Below are 20097 nucleotides of genomic sequence, written 5' to 3'. Positions count from 1 at the left end.
AATTCAATTCATATAATGCATATTTTTGAGATATTTTCTCAAAAATATGCATACAGCATCTATTACATTTGCTGATTCAAAAAATAACATGCTGAAAATCAGCAGATAATCGTTATCTATACACATAATCATATCCGCATGATTGTGTGCAAAATTATGTAGAAATGAAATATTGTTGAAATTTCTTTTATGCTGACTAAAGGTACTGAACCATTTCATGCATTTGTGTCGCATACAAGACAGTTATTCTGTTATCATCCTCAGCATAGTAAGCAATACAGTGTTCTATTCCATTCAACATATTTTCAAATGCCAAACAAGGGTTCAACCCTCCACTGACTAATGTGTTACCCAAGGCCTTCATTTTTTTGCTCCGAGTAGTAATAGGTTCTGTTTTCAAGCATCCAAGAACTTTTTCTGGACTATCCAAATAACAATAATACAACCAAATCTCAAAACAAGGATTGCTCACGACCCATCTACCTTGTACATCGGTTTGATTACCTTTAAATATTTTCTCCAACTGATCATAGAATTCATCTACATCCGAAAGGAGAAATACTTTGTCCATAGTATCCAGTTGGAAAAAGCTGCGATTCTATTTTTATTTCTCCTGTCAACTGTATTTATTCCCACTTCTCTTGCATCTGATATGGCTGTAATCCTTGTCCTTTTTCAGACATAAATACAACTCTTAAAGAGTTAAGCTCACGCTGTTTAATCAATTCCAGAAGAAAATCCTTTCCCCCCAGAGAGTACGAATATAAGACTGGTGGAAAGAATCCCTTCAGGCTTTTGGTAAGCAGAAGACACTCCTGATGTTTCATATACCTGACAATTCTCCTTATTTTGGGTTATAGACTGATGTACAAGCTATTTAGGAGTTAATCTTGAGTATTTTTTTTGAATATGTAAATTTAGATAAATCCATAACAATATTAACATTTTACATATTCAATTCACCAATAAAAGGAATAGCGCCATAACGCCCCTCCATATATCCGTTCTCAATATTAATTGTGTTGTGAATCTTAAAATCGTTTAATGAATACATATGACTCCCACCATCCTTCTTTTCAACCATCCAAGCTTCATCGGTGCGCAAAAAATCCTGATTTAGCAAACAGGTCTGATGCGTTGTAAAAATAAGTTGTCCATTGGTGTCCTGTGAGGAAAAATAACGGACAAGTTCCCTGACCAAATGTGAATGTATGCTATGATCGAGTTCATCTATGATTACCGTCTTGGCGGATTTCATTGCATCATATAATGCCGGAACAAGCGACAGTAATCTAACCGTACCGTCAGACTGTGCCTGGATATCCATATCCTTTGAAAATCCGTTTTTACCAAATTGCTGGAATAGCATTTGACTTATCTTCTGCACTCCATCTTCTACACTAATAGATCTTGTATTTCTGAAATCAACGACCTCCGACAACACTCCGGAACGCATTTCTTTAAGTTTGTCCATAGGTAGATTACTGATGTCATGGGTACTCATCCAATCTTCAAAATTTTCTGTTTCGACATTAACTCTGTTAATACCAAGACCAAGTACCTTAAATATATCCGAAGCAAATTGATTGATTTCTTTGTTGCTCTTGAATATTCCAATCAGTGCAGGATTGAAAGAATGCAAGCCAATTATTGTAAGTTCGTCCTCAAACCATTTTTGTGCAATACTAATATTTTCATCCGTCAATACCGGCATATCATTGTTTATAGTCAAAAGACTGGAAAATGGATTTTTTTCTATCCATCCCAAAACCATATTGCCTACTTCCTCTGAAGGCGTAACTGCATATTCGATTTTGCCCTCTTTGCGAGTGAAAACATTATGGTTTTCTTCCGAACCCAAACCGGAAATCTGTAGTATTTCGGAAACAATCCCAGTATTCATAATTTCCACAGAGTATATATATGGAATTCCTGTTTTTGTCTCAAACTCTATTGTCAGTTCCATAGGTTCTGTTCCTGTATTTTCTTTTAACGCAAAGATGTACTTACCAAAGGTATCCTTGTCGAGAAAACTTTTGTTCAAAGCTATTGCTTTCAAGAAATTGATACCCTTTAACAAATTGGATTTTCCAGCGCCATTGGCTCCATATATAGCAGCCATTTTCAATACAGGCAGTTTCTCATTAAGCATAGTAATATGGTTAGACAAGGTTGTCCTTTTCATATTAGGAAACATATCAAACTGAACCTCATCATTGAATGACAGAAAATTCTTCAATATAACACGCAGTATCATAAAATAGTATTTAATAAAATAATCAAACAGTAATATCAATGAGACATTAACCTATCTCAATGCAAAGATAATTAAAACAACCAGAAATGTGAAAATTTCACGTGAAAATTTCACGCATTAAAAATAAAGAAAGGCATCAAGATAAATAATATTGCTGGCGAAAAGAGAAAATACAAGATTCTATTAACCAATATCAGTCATTATGAAGTTGTATAATGTTTGGTTTAGAACCTTTTTAAATATACAAGATACTAGACTAAACCTATAATTTCTTTTCTCTAATAAACGGCACTCTATGCATCTTGAATCTGGGTTAGAATTAATACTACTAGGTATCAGATTATGATAACTATGCAGAGAATTCTTCCTTTTTCTTTTGGTTAGCATACGATTTTGAGAATTACTTAGTTCCAAAAATTATGTTTTCTTTTTTTAGTGTTATTTTTGTATAAATTTTGTCCCCAGTTTGTCCCTCTTCATATAAATAATAGGGAAAAGCATACTAAATATCAATATATTACAAATCAATTTATATTTTCTGCATCGGAAAGTAGGATATTGTAATCAACTGCAACGAATTAGAACCAACTATAATGAAGTCGCTGATTTTCAGCGGCTTTTTTATTTGCCAAAAATCCAGCTATAAACAGTTGAATACTGTTGTTCACCATATTTTTCTACCGTATTTCTACCGCGGAACAATTAAGGGCTTTTGCCCGATGTCACACTGACGCATTTGTTGACGTGTGTTGACAATGGTTTACGTGAGTAGACAAAAAGGGAAATTATCCGAGCTGTAAAAAGCTCATGTTTCACTAAAATATGGAGAATAACAAAAATGGAAGTAAAAAGAATCTGCCAGTGGTGCGGCAAGCCTTTCATGGCAAAAAAGACCACTACCAATTATTGTAGTCCGCAATGTTCCAAAAGAGGTTATAAACACCGGATGAAGGAACGTAGAATGGAAATGCGCGAATTTCAGGAAATGATGGAGGTAAAGAACAAACTGGAGAGCCAGGAATACTTTACCTTTTCTCAAGCAGCCAGACTAATGGGCGTTTCTCGCCAGTATGTCTATAAACTGGTAAAGGAGGACAAACTTCGTGCATCAAGGTTAAGTTCAAGAATGTCGCTCATCAGAAGAACCGACATCGAACTGATGCTGAAAACAAAACCTTATGAAGTTCTCAGACCAAAAGATGAATTTGACGTTACCGAGTATTATACAGCTGAACAGATTGCGGAAAAGTACAAAGTCAACGCCAAATGGGTGTGGACCTATACCCGGCAAAACAATGTTCCCAAGGTCAGAATCCGCCAGTTCAATTATTACAGTAAAAAGCACATAGATGCGGCATTTGCCAAATATAAGACGGATGACGCCTTGACAGAATGGTACACTCCGGAAGAAATCGAGAAAAACTATGGGATGACACGTGTAGCCATCCGTTCACATGTTTACCGCAACAACATCCCTTCAAAGAAAGAGCACGGCCAGATATTCTACTCAAAACTTCACTTCGATCTGTCCAAGAAGACAACCGAAGATGATTCTTCAGAATACTATACCGTGCAGGAAGCCATGAAGAAGTATAGTCTCACACGGGATTCTGTTTACGGCATTCTGCAATTCCACGAAATAAAACGGGAGAAGAAAGGGCGCTTTGTGAGATTCCTGAAAGTGGAATTTGACCACATTATGGGCGCCAGATAATGAATCTGTACAGACAGATATACAGACTGGAAAATGATTTTTTGCTGAATGCGGTCTGCATAAAGTCATTGTGCATCTTCACCGCAAAAATTAAGTCAACTAATAACATTTGTAACTATGTCAGAATGTAAAACTGTAACTTTGAGAACCCGCCCGTTAAAAAATGGTATGCTTTCCTTCTATTTGGACTATTATCCGGGCTACCGTGACCAGGAAACAATGAAAACTATCCGTCACGAAGGTTTGAACATTTATATCTATGCAAATCCGAAGAATCAGCGGGAACGTGACTTCAATGCAACCATGTCAGAGAAAGCAGAAGCCATCCGATGCCGTCGCTTTGAATCTATCGTAAACGAACGCTATGATTTCTTCGACAAGAGGAAATATAAGGCAGATTTTCTAGAATACTACCGTAAGCAACTTCCCAAGCACGACCAGAAATGGGAATTCGTTTATCAGCACTTCTATAACTTCGTACATGGCAAATGTACTTTCGAAGAAATTGATGTGGAGCTGTGCAACAAGTTTCGTGAATATCTGCTCAATGCCAGACAGCTAAAACGGGATGGATATATTACACAAAACTCAGCGTCCGGCTACTGGTCCACATTCAGAGGATTCCTGAAGATTCTCTACCGCAATCGGCTGATCAAGTCAAACATAAATGATTTTCTGGAAAAGATTGAACCGGAAGATGTGGTAAAGGACTATCTGAGTGTAGAGGATTTGTACTGTCTGGCTGAAACACCATGCAAGATACCAGTTCTAAAAACCGCTTCCCTCTTTTCGTGCCTGACCAGTTTGAGACTCAGTGACATACTTACTCTCTGCTGGGAGGAAATTGTTGATTTTGCAGCAGGAGGAAAATGTGTACACACCATCACACAGAAGACAAAGACGGAAGACATCATCCCCATTAGTGATGAAGCCCTGAAGCTGATAGAATACTCACCTGAGAAGAAGGGTTTGGTATTCAAAGGTCTGAAAAGGTGCTGGACCCAGGTTCCCATGAAGGAATGGATTCGTTCTGCCGGAATCACCAAGAATATAACATTCCATTCGTATCGTAGAACATTCGCAACCCTGCAAGGGGCGGCTGGAACCGACATCCGTACCATACAAAGTATGATGGCTCACAAGAGCATAACCACGACCCAAAGGTACATGAAAGTAGTGGACAGCAACAAGCGTGAAGCGAGCAATAAGATTACCCTAAAAAGGAAAGAATAGCAGTCTGTATCCTATATAAATAATATGCCTAAAGTATGATTATAGTATGATTTAGAGTATGATTTTCGTACTTTAGGCTTATTTTTCTTAAAATCTGAACGATTATCTGTCACTAATTACAACTATTTGGAAATAGAAAATATATTTGCCATAAAAACTAGTACATATAATTACAGAACATGACAAACAATATTAAATTATCGGCACGAAAGACAAGTTTCATACTTGCAGTAAGTTGTATCCTTTTTTCAGTAATTGCAACATATCTGTACATTAATCACCAGATAGATCTGACCAGGTATACAACACCTATAATATTAGGAACCGTTGTAATAATCATAACATGCGGAGGATTACAACGTGTATTCTATATATTCCTTACGGATGAATGTCCGCAGATCTTTTCTGATAATCAAAGAAATTCTATACCTGACAAGGTTATTCCCAAACCAGATATGATGATTGAAGAATGCAGTGAACCAACTGTAGAAGTTTCAGATATAGAAATGATTGAAGTTAGCAATGCAACAGAAGTTATTTCAATGATTGAGTTACCGGAAAAGACAAAAAATACTGATACAACAGAAAACAAAGCTGCCAGTTCTGAAATCGTTACATCCATTACAATATCAGAGAAGCATGATGATTCGAAAGAAATAAAAGTTTTGGAGCAACAACCTACCTCAGAAGTTAAATCCGAAGCTTTTTCATATCTCCAGGGATTCGAAAGCCGTATGAAAGAAATTCAGAAGGAAGAATTAGAGAGAAAAATAATGATTATAAATGCTATTCATGAATATACCACCTATTCTACCGCAAAATTTCTTACCAAAGAAAATCTGCTTATACTACATGAAAACATAGACCATTTGGCAAGTGGGCAATCAGATTTGTATAAACCCATTCGTTCAAAAATGGAAACTCCTCTTACATCACCTTCATTACGACATTTTGTCTGGAATATAGGCGAACGGTTAGGCATATCATTATCAGAAAGAGCCAATTTCATAAAAACCATATTTCCTAATGAATTAAAAAATGCAACCTTGGGATACCTTGCCAAGAATCTCAAAGATACCATACACAGTCAGATTCCTATTGACAGTCCAAAATATGATGATTTTAAATTTGATTATACTCTTATAAACAAAGCGCAGTGTGAGAAAAAATGAATTAATACAGACCGGAAAATGATTCTCTTCTCCTATTTCTCTGCATAATGTCATTGATTTAGTTTGTGGCATATTCAAACACAACAAATAAAGACATTATGCATTTCAGAAATTTAACCTTTAACGATTTACCTACAGTTGTAGGTGAATTATGTAAGAGAATTGAAAGTTTGGAAACTGTATTGAAAAACAGTCTGGCAGTCCAAAACAAAGTCAAAGAGAACCATCACGTTCCTATGACAGTGGATGAAGTATGTACCTACCTTAGCATATCCAAATCCTCATTTTATTATAAGGTCAAGCATGGTGGCATTCCTGTAATCAAACAAGGCAAACATCTTTTTGTTTATCGTGATGAACTGGATAAATGGCTTGAGACCGGAAGAAAGGTACAGGTTCCACTGACTTTTGAAGAAGAACAGGCAAAGATGCTTGCTGCCACCCGTCGTAAGGCTAACCCTAAAAACGTGTAAAGCCTATGGACAAGACAGACATTAGAATTCCTACTGACGAGGAATTGACCGCTTATATGGAGGAGTCTGCTGTAAGTGCAAACGGAGCTTATGAACAGTCACCGGTTGTATTGATGGTAGATGATGCCGCAATCGGTACACTGGGGAACTTCAGTGCCTCTATAGGCAAAGCCAAAAGTAAGAAAACTTTTAACGTTACAGCCATTGCAGCGTCAGCATTGAAAAACGGAACAGTGCTGAAATACCGTTCATCATTTCCAGAGGATAAGCGAACTGTTCTGTACATTGATACAGAACAGGGACGCCATCATTGCCAGAAGGTATTGAAAAGAATCCTGCGCCTTGCCGGACTCCCGGAGGACAAGAATCCAGATAATCTGATTATGCTGGCTTTGCGCAAGTATGCCCCTCCGATACGTCTGGCTATAGTCGAACAGGCTATCGGCACAATCCCCGATCTCGGACTGGTGATTATAGATGGCATCCGAGACTTTCTTTATGATATCAATTCCCCCAGTGAAGCGACCGATATTATTTCCAGATTCATGCAATGGACGGATGACCGCCAGATTCACATTCATACCATTCTCCATCAGAACAAGAATGACGAGAATGCCCGTGGTCACATCGGCACGGAACTGAATAACAAGGCAGAAACAGTCATGCAGGTAGAAGTGGACAAAATGGACAGAACAGTGAGCGTAGTAGAAGCCATTCATATCCGTGACCGGGAATTTGAACCGTTTGCTTTCCGTATAAACGATGAAGTCTTACCTGAACTGCTGGATTCCTATCAACCCCAGGAAAAGAAAATCGGAAGACCTGTAAAAGAACCGTTTGATCCGTACAAGGAAATTTCCGAGAGCGTGCATCGGGCAGCTCTGGACGCAGCTTTTACAAACGTCTGTATTACCAGTTATGACGATTATCTGGAACGGCTGAAGGAAGGATATGCCCTGCAGGACATTAAGCTGGGACATAACAAAGCAGTTAAAGTTGCCACCTTCCTCAGTAACAAAAGGATGGTCATAAAAGAGGGAAAGGAATATAAAATCAACCCAGACAGCCATTATTGAATCCGGCTTTACTTTATTGGCAGGGTGTACATATTAGAATAAAGCAAAGTCATAAAGACGTTATAGGGAATATTCATCTTCTCCCCTTTTATTGGATAATCAGAATACTTATATCGCTTATGGTAGCAGTCGAAATGCCAATTTCATTTGTATATACGACACGGCTTGCCGTGCAGTTTCAACAGGTATCTGTTGCGAGATATACCAAGGTATAACCTCCACTCCGTTATGGTTGTACATTGGCGCTCTCGCCGGCTTTGCCACTTCGCCGGTGCGGTACTCGCAGGCTCGCACCTTAACCCATTATAATATTAGATTTTCATGGAAAAAGAAATAATAAAACAAACAGAACAGAACGAGACTCCGGACAACAGGAGAACCGTATTTATCGGGGCCAAAGTCAGCCCCCGACAGAAAGAACATATCAAGTCAATGGCCGAACAATGCGGAATGACCGTAAGCGATTATCTGCTTGCGCGGGCATATAATTATAAGCCAAAGGCAAGACTCTCCAAAGAAGAAGCTGCACTGCTGCAGAATCTGGACAACTGCCGTGCTGACCTGGTGAAATTCACATCAGCCCTTCATGGAATGAGTGCAAGCCAACGGCACACGATGTTCAACCAGATTCCATTTATGGTGAACTGGCTGAAGGAGCTTGGCAATGTGGCAGAAAATGTCTGCCAGTTCCTAAATTCCGTAAAAGAGCCGAACAGTATTCCAACCAATAATAAAACTGAAGAATCATGATCGCAAAGGCTAAAGCAATATCGCATGGCATAAACGACATCCGTTATATAACCGGCGAATCACATAATAAAAAACATCCGGAAAAAATCTACCGGATATTGGACAATATGATGCCATCGGAGCCAGATGCAATGGGTGTTTGGAATTCAATGCAACTTACTCTTTCCCGCTTCCGCCCGGTGAAGAACTCAGTCATCAGAATTGAACTTAGTCCGTCACCCGAACATACCAAGGACTTTACCATTGAAGACTGGCAAAAACTTTGGCAGGATTTCGCCAAAGAGTTTGACAAACAGGCGTTCAAAGACAAGGACGGGAAAGTACGAAACAGTCCGACCAATCTGGCCAACAGCAAATACACAGTCTGGCTCCATATGGAATCCAATAGCGGAGTTCCTCATCTTCATGCTGCTGTCTGCAGGATGGATGAAGACGGAAAGATTAACAACGACCACAATATACACCTTCGTGCCCAGTGGGCAGCAGAAAGAGTAGCAAAGAAACGTGGATGGACAACAGCAAAACAGGTAAGAAATGTCAACATGCCATTGGTTACACAGGATTGTATGAATGTCCTTAAATCCATGTCATCATGGTCATGGGATGAATACAAAGCAGCATTGACAAAGAAAGGATACACCATACATGAGCGAAAGGACGATGATGGTATTCTTCACGGATATGCAATCATGAAAGGAAGGACGAAATACAAAGCTTCCGATCTGGGTATTGGTAGAAACTTGATGGTTTCAAAACTTCCTGTCACATGGGAGAAACTTCATTATAGGTCAGGTATTGCAGCGAATAACAAACCTAAAGATACTGATTCGAGACAGATTCAGAAGCCATCGGCATCCGCTGACTATACCAAATATAAGATCTACAATCCGAATACGGTTCCCTATACATTGAGTCACGAAGGTCAGGAACATCGGTTCTACATTCCAGAAAAGGTACTCAACCATTTTAACGATGAATTTGATTATCGTTTCGTCTCCAATTCACAGGAGTTAACCGATATGGCAGTAGTAATATTTGTCGGATTGCTGGAAGTCCCCAATGCACCAACCGGAGGTGGCGGTGGTTCACAAAGCGAATTACCATGGAGAGATAAGGACGAGGATGATCTCTTATGGGCAAAAAGATGTGCCCGTGCTGCCATTCGTACCTTAGGAAAGAAACCGAAAACTGGATTAAAACGATGAGCTTATGAAAAAGAAATTTGATTTTACCGCTGAAATGGAGGAAGCACAGGTTACCAAAAGTACTCCTCAAAATGAATATCTTGAGGAGGAAAAACGTCTGCTTGGTATAAACGTAAAAGAACTTGCCGAGTTGAATGACAATGTGTATGGATTGAGGACGGATCTTACCGCATTGGTGGATTTATTAGGAAAATACAAACTATCTATTACTCAGGATACGCAAGATCAGGCTGTTAAATTTGGTAATACCGTTCTTGGCCAGTTCATTGACCAAATTGAGATCAAGTGCACAGAGGCAGAGCAGAGGATTGTTCAAATGGATAACCGCATTTATCTATCATATAAGGCATTTTATATTTTGATTGTCATTCTAATAGCCCTATCCTCTTTCTTGGTCTGTATGATCGTGGCGAATGTAGAATTTTTGCATTCCTGGTTAATTTGGAGGATGGTTGCTGCATGTGGGCTTATAGCGATCTTGGGAATTACGATGGTGATAGTAGTTCATAAGTTACTTGGAAATAAAACCTGATGAAAAAATATTAAACAATAGCTTTCTGTTCTAAAAAAAATGTGACAAGAATTATAGTTTTCAAGCTGTAACTCTTGTCACACATTTTATTTATTATTTATTTTTAACTTTTCATTTCAAGCATAGCAAGCATTAACAAAATTTCAAATCGAGTACTTTATTAATTATAAATACTTTATGCCTACATTAGAATTATAATGAACTAAATCCTACACGAAAAACTCAAATTAGCGGGAAAAGAAAAGTTTTGACTTGCAGATAATATTATGTGGTTGGAAATTATTCAAACTCGGTATATTCCCTATTATTCAAAGAATCAAAATGTTCAAGTTCCCTATTCATTTCATCTTGATTTATCAAGAAAGAAGGACAAGATTTTGCTCTTGCAGTATCATGTTGCTCAAACCGGTCTATTCCTAAATATTTATACAAGCGGCATAGTTTTCCTGAGCCGTCATAGCTGTCAACAAAATTTTTACAGTATAAACAATTCTTAATACAAAATCTTTTATATCCTTGATATTTAACCATTTCATATACTCCAAAAGCAACAGGTGTATGAATGCATATTTCCAAAAGAGATTGTTTCCTAACTTTAGCTATATTCTTACACAAAGATGTGTCTTGATAACATTGTGACTTACCGGATGCATATAGAATATAACGAGAAAATTCTATCTCTTGTGTAATATTTTTAGCATCATAGTCCTCCGACTTGAATCCCCAAAACGTTGTTTCACTTATATTTTCAGATTCTATTCCTTCTAGGAGCCTGCTATCACATTTAGAGGATTCAATGAAACCATCATCGACAATTCTTTGAATGTCATTTTCAGATTCAATCTTAACTTCAATAATTTTACCACCATTATGCAATTTAGATACATCACTTGCATGAGTAACAAAAAATTCAATATATATAGGCGCCAATTGAGGCTTCTTAGACGAAAATATTTTCAAATCAGAGCGTCTGTTAATTGAATCATACTGTATTTCTTGTTCACATGAGTCATAAAACTCTTTTAAATTGAATCTTTTATGAGTTGATATATAACAATTTCCATATCTAACGAATGCACATGTCTTTACATGTGGGCAATATGAACGATACTCAAAACCAACATTAAATACTTCTTTAGATAGAAATGCCTCTTGAACTCTTAATTTTGCCAACTGATGCAACATAGTCTCATATGCATTTTCACAATCTACTCCAGAAGCATGAGCAAAATGATGGACACGTTTCATTCCACCATTTTTCGCTACCAATTTTTCCTTACATGATGGACAATAACAATTGCAAAGCTGCCCTGTGTCAACTTCGTCTATATAGACAAGATTACCAATTGAGTTTAATGCGTATGTTAGTAAACCTTTCTGATGCATAAGCAGTACTTCCTCTAAACCTTTTATTAAATTATTATGCTAATAATTGTATAGGTAATCACAGATTTTAATGAATATTTTGTGATCGTTAATTATATAGATGGAGTTCTTTATTTTATACCTTCATAATAAATATTTAGTGGCTATTCTAATCCCCAAAAGTAGTATAAAGTTTGAATATATTCCTTATCATAAGATATCGCTACTTTTTCTTACTATCTGGTATCATAGAGTTCAACTCGCAAGCATTACTCACGAGTTGGACTACATAAATTTTCAACTTGTGTTTTAGCCAACATCAAGAGTTTCATGTTTCAATCATTATTAATTCTTTTCTCTGTATCTATAGCCGTTAAATTTCATTTAGAACATTCTACTACTCAAACAATATACACTTGTAGGATTTTATTAATATTTTTACTTATAATACCCTTACTGCACTATCCGTTTTTATATAATATTGCCAATAAAGCATTTTAATAAATCATTATTATATACTATCTAGTCCTACTAGATTCTTAAAGAATCCGTATTCTTCATCTACTAGAGCTCGTCTGTCTAGTCCCATATTCTGATATTCACACGAAGTCTCAGAAACCATGGTACAACCAAAACATGATGCTCTATTTAAGCTATCTTCATTTTCCCAACATAAAGGATCTGAAGAACAATTTACTGCACGTTTCATTGCCGATTCAATAATACTACTAATAAGTCGAGGCTGTCCTTGCCATACAAGGCCTCCCATACTGCCTTCTGCTCCATCTGCTGTATAAATAAGCACGCCACACATTTTGTCTGAGTAATATAGCCGCTCACTCAAACTTGCAGTAGGGTAACCACAAGTAAATTCAAGTTCTTTCATTAACACATGGCTAAATGTATGAAGTAGATAAAATTTAGCTCTTCCGTAAAGAGAAATCTCCTGATATAAAAATTCTCCTAATGCCCCATTATCAAGTTGACATTTATAATGATCATTTAAATCATTTTCTTCAGCCCACCTTTCAATAGTAGCCATATCAAATGCAAAAAACAAGCCTTCACCATATATTTGATTAGCAGGTAATACATATATGTCAGACGGTATTCCATCAAAAATGGGCTTCATCTCATCACCTGGTGCCACAATCTTCCCACTATCATCAAGTTTAGATGTTGGCATGTTTACTCGACCAAAGCCTAACTGTGTATTTGTAAGAGAAACTGTATTCACCTGTTTAATTGTTTTAAAATATGACTGTAAAGAGTTAGGAATAATAATTTCATTAAACTCTAATCCTTTAGATTTTCGATTGGGTTCATGAATATCAGTGAGAACTTCAAATTCTGTTAATCGATATGTTGCAACAGGATCATTATCTTCGTCTTCTACAATTAATCCAAGAAACATATTTTTGATATTTTCATAATCAAAATCTGTCAGACTACACTGCCAGTTAAGATTTGCATCCTCAATAAATTCATCACAATCATTATACTTTTTTTTCCAAAATTCTTCTTGAGTCATTTCTGGCCTTCTAGTAACCATTGTATTATATTTCTCAGTTACTTTACTTAACACCATACGAGCCTGATCATTCAACTGCCCAGGCTTTAATGGAATAAAATCTTTAGGAATATATAAACTACTAAAACCACTTGCATAGTATATGCTATTACTAGTTACCATTGCTACTTGCATCTTAGTCTTTTGGCCAGTAGACAAGCATCGTTCATATGCATTATCTTTGTTAACCCATGGACGTTCACCTCGACAATAAGGTTTAATATTCATTATACCAGCTAATGAAACAGAATAACCGCATTTTGAACATTTTAGTGTGCCCCACGATTCTGCTTGGTTACGAGAATTAAGCCATTTAATATTATGCTTACCTCCACAACTACAATCTTCACAGTCGTAACCAAACAATTCGAAACCTGCATCATCATCCATTTTCTCATGTTTAAGAGACGCACAGAAGAACTTATACCATGGGATATCTGATATATGGCCATTTGGGCAAATAAGAATAAGTGGAACTGGTTTTAATAGACCATATTCTACATCATCATGTAAAACTTCAGCCTTTATTTTTCTATAAGTTTTCTTATTAGGATCGCGTGGAGGAACAAAATATGTCATTTTCCCATCATTACATTTACGAATTTGCCATTCTTTACGCCACTCATTAAGAGGTTTGATTTCAGAATTAGCAGAAATAAACCACTGAGGAAAATTAATAGCAGGGATATAAAACATATCTTCGCCTAATTCAGTTCCAAATCGCGCTTTAATAGATTCATAAAGTGGATTACCTTTACGTTGTATTTGATTAAATGAATTCAGTTGAATATGAGGTATTGCAACAAAACATTTTAATTGGGTAAACCCTTTTTTCACATTTAAAAAATCCACAAAACGCGGATCTTCAATCAATTCAACACCACATTCTTCTTGAATTTTTGGGATATTTAATGTTTGTGATTGTATCTCCTTTATTTTATTTGATACCACCTCCACAAATTTCCAGTTATTAATACTTAATGGCATAATAAAACCACCCCACTTGGTAGTAATAATAGATCCTACACCTGCAGCAGTAGACAAGATTTTATACTTGCCCATAGATTGATTATATTGATTCTCTTTACGTATATCCATAATATTATTTATTTAAAATGTGAAGGACAGCTTCAGGTTCAACTAATCTTAATGCGGATGGTACTATCCACTTGCTAGCAGCTTTTTGCTCCGAATAATCATCTGTAGAAACTAACAAAGATACCTCTTCAGCACCTTTTCGCCCAGCTGCATAATAGACTAGAGAATCACCATATTGTTCTGCTTTATTTACCCATTGGTCAAGACTTACATCTATCCATTCATATATGTAAGATAATTGCTCTTTTGTTATGATTTCGCGCTCTAGTGCATGTAATGTAGAATCAAGAGCCTGAGTCCTTGCGTAACGATTCTCAAAATACTTTTTCAGCTCAGATTTTAATTCTGTTGCGATTGGAATGGACATTTTATTTGCATCTTTGCGATCAGCAAGATTCTTGTATAAATGTCTAATTATAGTAGCCATATATAAAGGCATATACTTTTCTACAGCCTTTGGTGAAAAAGGAGTAATGGAGATTGGCTCAACATAATAATATAACTTTTCATGAAATTCTCTAAACCTTTCAAAATGAGACACATCTCGAGAACGAAAAGGATTATGTAACGTTAAGACTAATCCTTCTTTATCACGTGCGACACGAGAGCTTGCTTGAATGTACTCAGCGATATTTCTAGGCATAGAATTAATTATGATTGTATTAAAACGGCTTACATCAAGTCCCACTGATATCATATTTGTTGCTAAAATATAATCAGCAGGAAGAATTGCACTATTATATATATTTGTTTCACCTTCTTTTAAATATGGCAATCGTTTATTAGGATCCCATTTTATTGTTTGTACTTTTGTTAATTCTTTTACTGCATCACCACCAGATAAACGACCAGTCAACTCAGTCTTAGAGAATACTTCGTTATATGCATAAAAACATTCCAACATATCAGTAAATCGAAGTACTCGTTTAAATAAACGACGAGTATACTTAGTAAATTCAAGATAGAATTGAGCATCAGTTTTTCCTACCTCTTTTAATGAGTTGAAATAAGAAATTATCGAATAATAATAGTCTGCAGCCTCTATAAATGACTTATCATTAATCCCTAACAATGCTTTATTTTTACGTTCATACAGTGCTCGATGTACAAATAAAATTGCAGCTAAACGCATTTGAGTAGTCATCTGAGTACGTCCAGTAGGCATTATACCAATATATTTGCGTTTAGAAACGTACGACCAATTATCATTTTCTCCTTGTTTATCCCTTTTATAGAAAGCAAAAAACGAGTCATCATAATCTGTTCCATTTTTAGGAAAGATACAAATATCCCGATCATATAGAGCTCGCACTTGAAAACTGGTATTACGTGTGGTAGCTGTTGATGATATAATCTTAGGACGAATCACAAGCCCATCCTGCCTTTTGTATGAACACAACTGATCAATAGCTGCTTCAAACAAACTTACTGCAGAACCCAATGGACCTAATAACAAATGTAATTCATCTTGAATAATCAAATCTGGTGGATTGCATCCTGTACCATTTCCAAATAAACGTCTAGAATCTGCACACGCTTCATTTACATTAACTCGGCGTGCAAGTTGAGCAAATTTATCTACAGTCCCAAATAGTAATGTTGGCGGCTCTTCATATACATGGTCATCACAAAGTCTGATAGGCAGATAGTTTCGTTTTCCATATGTACATTTTTTGTTACTACATCCAAAATAATAATGATCAACAGATACTTCTTTCTCTCTAAGCAAAGAACCACACCAAGGACAACGATCTAGTGGTATTTGTCCATGTCCTCCATCAGAAACCCAGTTTTTTCGAATTTCTTCAGCTAGATTTTTATAATGATTAGGCAATGAACTTTCTCCAACAAATAGGCCAATAGAAATTTCTTTATCTCCTAAATTGTATTTATCCCATTTCCTAATCTGTTCTAATGCAAGAATAAGTCGTAACGCACGTTGAAATTGTTGAGTTGTAAGTAAGCGTAATGTATAGCGCATTATTGCAGCAACGCCATCACCAGCTCCATTTTTAAGCAACAATCTACGATTTATTATGACTAATGCAATTATACCCAAATAAGACTCAGTCTTACCTCCACCGGTTGGAAACCATACAAGATCTACTAATTCATTGCGTTTTTCCCATTTTGGATCACACTTACTTTGGAAAATTCCATCAAGATTAAGCAAAATAAACGCAAGCTGGAAAGGTCGCCATGCAGCTACAACTCCAGGAAAAATTGTAGTATCTAGCGCTTTATCTTTATAATATTCAAAACTTAAAATTTTTTCATCCTTTAAGACTTGTTCTTGATTATTACTTTTACTATGCCAAAGCTGCATAAACATAGCAGTATTCATTAATCGAAAAATCTTCATCTTATCAGGATTTGTCAAGAATTCATCAATATTATTCTTTATTCTCTGATAGTCCTTCTCACATTTAGTAATATTCTCTCGTCCAATCGAGTTGCCAGCAGCATCTAATTGCTTTATCCATATTTGATATGAATCAGCAAATTTACGAAGGCCTTCAACAATCTCAGTATCTGTATTAGAAGAAAGGACAGAAAGCCACTTAAATTGAAGATATTGATTATCTTCTACATATTTCTTTGGTAAGAATTTGTTAGTCTTTTCATCAAAAACGTGTTTAGTCTTATCTCGTGGTTCTGGTTCTACATCAGGTGTTTCAACAGACGGCATAAACTCTGAACAAACGTGTATAATTCCATTATTATCATAGTACCAATTTGCAGAACAGATGTGGCCAATAGCATAATCTTCAATATTACGATAAAGATACTGCAAACTGCTTACTTCACAATCATCAAGTTCTGGATTTATTTCGTTTCTATATGGTATAATTTCAGAACTTGAGACGTCAATTTTAACTCCAAAAAATGTTAACTCATTAACCTTCTCTGCAACAATAGAATAGTAATGCTTAGCATCAACCTTAACCTTAGTAGAGTCATTAGCAAGCATTACTTTTAAATATGTCTTACCATTGATTCCCTTATAAATCTGTAACCATATGGACAAAGAAGCTTCGACTTCAGGAGTAAGAGTATACTTTACTATTCCTTTTGTAACACCTTCTTTAGGGGGGATTATGATCTTTCTCTTCCCTGATTCAAAATCAAAAGCAAATGCTGATAAATCAATTTCTTTACAAAAATTTGTTCCTACCCAGAACCCGAATCCTTTAGAATCACATATGGATAGTATATCTTCAAAATAAGATAAAAAAGTTTCATATTGTTCTATTTTTGCAATACGAACTTTATGTTCTGCAACCTTATCCGGACTCAAATATTCACCTTCTCTGTTTACGTATTTTAGGGATTTAAATAGTCGTTCTTTATATGCACTTAAAAATTTGTTTTTATCTTGGAAAGAGCTATCTGTATAAATTGAATCATATTCTCCATTAGGATTTTTAGCTATAATTGAACAAAAATATTTATTAAGTTCTCGCATTTTATCGCGAAAATCCTTCAAGTCCTGTGCTTTATTTATAACTTTTAACAAACTTAGTTTTTTGTCTTGGTATCTGAAATACTGAGGAAATAAATCTTTACATTTTTCTATAGAATATACTTTCTCAAAAAAATCATAATCTTCTATATTTACATATAAACGTGTTTTCTCAGATAATTTTTTATAATAACGTCCTGAAATTGTCATTTTAGTACTCGAAGTTAAAGATTTAATGTTTTTAACACAACAAGATATACCTATTCTATCAGGGAATCTACGACTTAGCGAATTAATATCTTCATCCTCTTCTTGATTTCCTAAATCCCTCATGTCATCTCCTTGTTCGTCCGAATCCTCATCTGATAAATTTTCATCACCAATATTTTCATCGTCGTTCATTTCGTATTTTAGATCAGACATAAGTAATGACTGATTATCTTTTCGTGGGAAAAGAATACCTGTACTATAAATAGAGCCTGGCGTTGTATTAAGTACTTCACATACAAGTTCTTTCTCATTTTCATTAGAAACATATACTCCAAAATTATTTCCGCAACCACCTGGACCTATTAACTGTTCCTTAATGAAAGATTCCAATGAATTTCTTTTATCTTTGATCATAACTTATGGATTTAATTAGTCTAAAATTTATAGTGCCGTCTTTTATAAGATCTAAAATAATCTTAATATCATTTTCACTACCAATATTAAGATAATCAAGAACTTCATTACTTAACTCTTTATAGGCTTTCTTCATGTCAGTTTCAAGTAAACAGTGAATTAAAAATGTCCTGAAAATTATATTTTTACCTTCAGTATTTGTACTTATTCTTGACTTTCTATGTCTTAACATTCGAGTATATAATCCCTCTATTTGAAGATATTCTTCAATCACTCTCTTTTGCATACGTCTACTACGAGGAAGTACTGAATTTTCAGATGTGTCTAACCATCGTTTAAATGAAATAAATTGTATCCTTTCAGCTGGAAGAAGTGGTTTCATTATATCATTATAAACAACTTGTTCTCCATATTGTGCTACTCGATGCCCTAAAAGGATCTTCCACATTTCTCGGCTTGATAGTTTCTCTTCATCAGTTAAGCAATACTTTGGATTATTTCGTATCATTAATTCACCTTCACCTGCTCTACGCTCCTCATTATCAAGAAGATCTTCAAGTGGTTGATAAAAATCTGTCAATGGTTGAATTGAAATAACTGTTGGGTCTTCAAAATCACGTAAAACATCTAGAATTGTACAAATTGAAATTTCATCCATATATTTACATAAAACAAAATCATATTCATCTAACACTTTATGCTGACGTGGTCCAAATGAAACTTTCACTCTGTTTTGTTCAACTCCTGATTGCCTGTCACGAACATTTTGTTCATCTTCATCTTCTTTGGGCTCAATACCTATTTTTATCGGTTTATCAGGAAGCTGTATACCGTTTTTCACGTATCTAACACGATAGTTTGAATTTAGAAGTAATCTTAATTGTTCTTCATAGCGATAAGAATACCAACTATAACGAGGATCAAATACAATCTTATTATTTATTTGTAGAACACTTTGTCCAGGATTAAGATGATACTGATCAAAAGAGTTTGGATATATTGCCCAACTCCGTCCCGTACAATGATTAAGCATTGATAGAACAAGGATCTTTTGTTCATGTATTGAATTTAAGAAAACTAAGCCATCTTTATGAGCTTTAAAATTCTTAAATGTATAAAAATTAACCGAAGATGCACCACATTTAGACTGTAAGAAGAATTTTAATTGTTTTTTATAATACACATCTATGTTGTAATCCAAAACTACTGCAATCTCATGGAATTTTATCCAGTTATATAAGATTTCTGTAAGTTCTGTTTTGTATTTATTATGAATAAGTTGTAAAAAATAATCTGTATACTCTTCATTTACCTCAGAATTAAGGTTTAGAATCTCCTCTTTTATCTTTGATAAACTTTGATCTGTAAAACAAATCGCCAATTCATTACGTAGTTTTACTTCATGAGCAATATCTTGAATCATAAAATCAAATGTATTCTTTATTTGGTATTCTTCTGCATTTATTTCACATCCTAATTCATAGAAATCAATACATGGTTCTTGACGTTCAAATAAGAGGAGTTCTATAAATTAAAATATTGTAGTACAGTTGTTTATATGGTTC

14 protein-coding genes are annotated in these 20097 nt (G+C 35.5%); 8 read left to right on the top strand and 6 right to left on the bottom strand.

Annotated elements, in window-relative coordinates:
• Positions 1-196: 196 nt before the first annotated feature.
• Positions 197-571: an RloB family protein gene (locus tag ACT8YW_RS10725; protein WP_012055810.1), complete on the bottom strand. Its 375-nt coding sequence runs from the start codon at positions 569-571 to the stop codon at positions 197-199.
• Positions 572-946: 375 nt separating this feature from the next.
• The gene (locus ACT8YW_RS10720) at positions 947-2257 is read right to left on the bottom strand and encodes an AAA family ATPase (protein ID WP_005845203.1); all 1311 of its coding nucleotides are present in this window, start codon (positions 2255-2257) and stop codon (positions 947-949) included.
• Positions 2258-3095: 838 nt separating this feature from the next.
• Here ACT8YW_RS10720 and ACT8YW_RS10715 point away from each other — a divergent pair.
• The 8 genes from ACT8YW_RS10715 (at position 3096) to ACT8YW_RS10680 (ending at position 10412) form a co-directional block, all read left to right on the top strand.
• The gene (locus ACT8YW_RS10715) at positions 3096-3971 is read left to right on the top strand and encodes a helix-turn-helix domain-containing protein (protein ID WP_031258530.1); all 876 of its coding nucleotides are present in this window, start codon (positions 3096-3098) and stop codon (positions 3969-3971) included.
• 117 nt (positions 3972-4088) lie between these two features.
• Positions 4089-5204, top strand: coding sequence for a site-specific integrase (locus ACT8YW_RS10710; protein ID WP_007844387.1), 1116 nt, complete (start codon positions 4089-4091; stop codon positions 5202-5204).
• 179 nt (positions 5205-5383) lie between these two features.
• The gene (locus ACT8YW_RS10705; RefSeq protein ID WP_118029731.1) at positions 5384-6376 is read left to right on the top strand and encodes a hypothetical protein; all 993 of its coding nucleotides are present in this window, start codon (positions 5384-5386) and stop codon (positions 6374-6376) included.
• A gap of 98 nt (positions 6377-6474) precedes the next feature.
• The gene (locus tag ACT8YW_RS10700; protein WP_118029732.1) at positions 6475-6849 is read left to right on the top strand and encodes a helix-turn-helix domain-containing protein; all 375 of its coding nucleotides are present in this window, start codon (positions 6475-6477) and stop codon (positions 6847-6849) included.
• Positions 6850-6854: 5 nt separating this feature from the next.
• Positions 6855-7925 (top strand): AAA family ATPase, encoded by a 1071-nt coding sequence (locus ACT8YW_RS10695; RefSeq protein ID WP_007844383.1) that lies wholly within the window; start codon positions 6855-6857, stop codon positions 7923-7925.
• Positions 7926-8246: 321 nt separating this feature from the next.
• A complete protein-coding gene (locus ACT8YW_RS10690) occupies positions 8247-8675 on the top strand; it encodes a plasmid mobilization protein (protein WP_007844381.1) in 429 nt (142 codons plus the stop codon).
• Positions 8672-9880 carry a hypothetical protein gene (locus ACT8YW_RS10685; protein WP_007844379.1) on the top strand — a complete coding sequence of 403 codons (1209 nt, stop codon included), beginning with the start codon at positions 8672-8674 and terminating at the stop codon, positions 9878-9880. The genes ACT8YW_RS10690 and ACT8YW_RS10685 overlap by 4 nt, the downstream gene beginning before the upstream one ends.
• Positions 9881-9884: 4 nt before the next feature.
• Positions 9885-10412 carry a hypothetical protein gene (locus tag ACT8YW_RS10680; RefSeq protein WP_182416883.1) on the top strand — a complete coding sequence of 176 codons (528 nt, stop codon included), beginning with the start codon at positions 9885-9887 and terminating at the stop codon, positions 10410-10412.
• Between the two features lie 279 nt (positions 10413-10691).
• On the opposite strand, the gene ACT8YW_RS10675 is transcribed toward ACT8YW_RS10680, so the two are convergent.
• The 4 genes from ACT8YW_RS10675 to ACT8YW_RS10660 form a co-directional block, all read right to left on the bottom strand.
• Positions 10692-11798 carry a competence protein CoiA family protein gene (locus ACT8YW_RS10675; protein ID WP_444104886.1) on the bottom strand — a complete coding sequence of 369 codons (1107 nt, stop codon included), beginning with the start codon at positions 11796-11798 and terminating at the stop codon, positions 10692-10694.
• Between the two features lie 490 nt (positions 11799-12288).
• The gene (drmB, locus tag ACT8YW_RS10670; protein WP_118029735.1) at positions 12289-14445 is read right to left on the bottom strand and encodes a DUF1998 domain-containing protein; all 2157 of its coding nucleotides are present in this window, start codon (positions 14443-14445) and stop codon (positions 12289-12291) included.
• Between the two features lie 4 nt (positions 14446-14449).
• Positions 14450-18532 carry a helicase-related protein gene (locus tag ACT8YW_RS10665; protein WP_444104885.1) on the bottom strand — a complete coding sequence of 1361 codons (4083 nt, stop codon included), beginning with the start codon at positions 18530-18532 and terminating at the stop codon, positions 14450-14452.
• Positions 18519-19955 (bottom strand): hypothetical protein, encoded by a 1437-nt coding sequence (locus ACT8YW_RS10660; RefSeq protein WP_444104884.1) that lies wholly within the window; start codon positions 19953-19955, stop codon positions 18519-18521. The genes ACT8YW_RS10665 and ACT8YW_RS10660 overlap by 14 nt, the downstream gene beginning before the upstream one ends.
• Between the last annotated feature and the right edge of the window lie 142 nt (positions 19956-20097).

Source organism: Bacteroides sp. (assembly GCF_052357945.1).
Lineage (GTDB): Bacteria > Bacteroidota > Bacteroidia > Bacteroidales > Bacteroidaceae > Bacteroides.
The sequence above is the reverse complement of the archived record's forward strand: the minus strand, read 5'-3'. Positions and strand labels throughout refer to the sequence as shown.

Excerpts from the sequence above, each read along its gene's own strand:
- ACT8YW_RS10705 (WP_118029731.1), top strand. The coding sequence starts at position 5,384 with ATGACAAACAATATTAAATTATCGGCACGAAAGACAAGTTTCATACTT.
- ACT8YW_RS10660 (WP_444104884.1), bottom strand. The coding sequence starts at position 19,955 with ATGATTCAAGATATTGCTCATGAAGTAAAACTACGTAATGAATTGGCG.
- ACT8YW_RS10720 (WP_005845203.1), bottom strand. The coding sequence starts at position 2,257 with ATGATACTGCGTGTTATATTGAAGAATTTTCTGTCATTCAATGATGAG.
- ACT8YW_RS10725 (WP_012055810.1), bottom strand. The coding sequence starts at position 571 with ATGGACAAAGTATTTCTCCTTTCGGATGTAGATGAATTCTATGATCAG.
- ACT8YW_RS10665 (WP_444104885.1), bottom strand. The coding sequence starts at position 18,532 with ATGATCAAAGATAAAAGAAATTCATTGGAATCTTTCATTAAGGAACAG.
- ACT8YW_RS10690 (WP_007844381.1), top strand. The coding sequence starts at position 8,247 with ATGGAAAAAGAAATAATAAAACAAACAGAACAGAACGAGACTCCGGAC.
- ACT8YW_RS10675 (WP_444104886.1), bottom strand. The coding sequence starts at position 11,798 with ATGCATCAGAAAGGTTTACTAACATACGCATTAAACTCAATTGGTAAT.
- ACT8YW_RS10695 (WP_007844383.1), top strand. The coding sequence starts at position 6,855 with ATGGACAAGACAGACATTAGAATTCCTACTGACGAGGAATTGACCGCT.
- ACT8YW_RS10700 (WP_118029732.1), top strand. The coding sequence starts at position 6,475 with ATGCATTTCAGAAATTTAACCTTTAACGATTTACCTACAGTTGTAGGT.
- drmB (WP_118029735.1), bottom strand. The coding sequence starts at position 14,445 with ATGGATATACGTAAAGAGAATCAATATAATCAATCTATGGGCAAGTAT.
- ACT8YW_RS10710 (WP_007844387.1), top strand. The coding sequence starts at position 4,089 with ATGTCAGAATGTAAAACTGTAACTTTGAGAACCCGCCCGTTAAAAAAT.
- ACT8YW_RS10715 (WP_031258530.1), top strand. The coding sequence starts at position 3,096 with ATGGAAGTAAAAAGAATCTGCCAGTGGTGCGGCAAGCCTTTCATGGCA.
- ACT8YW_RS10680 (WP_182416883.1), top strand. The coding sequence starts at position 9,885 with ATGAAAAAGAAATTTGATTTTACCGCTGAAATGGAGGAAGCACAGGTT.
- ACT8YW_RS10685 (WP_007844379.1), top strand. The coding sequence starts at position 8,672 with ATGATCGCAAAGGCTAAAGCAATATCGCATGGCATAAACGACATCCGT.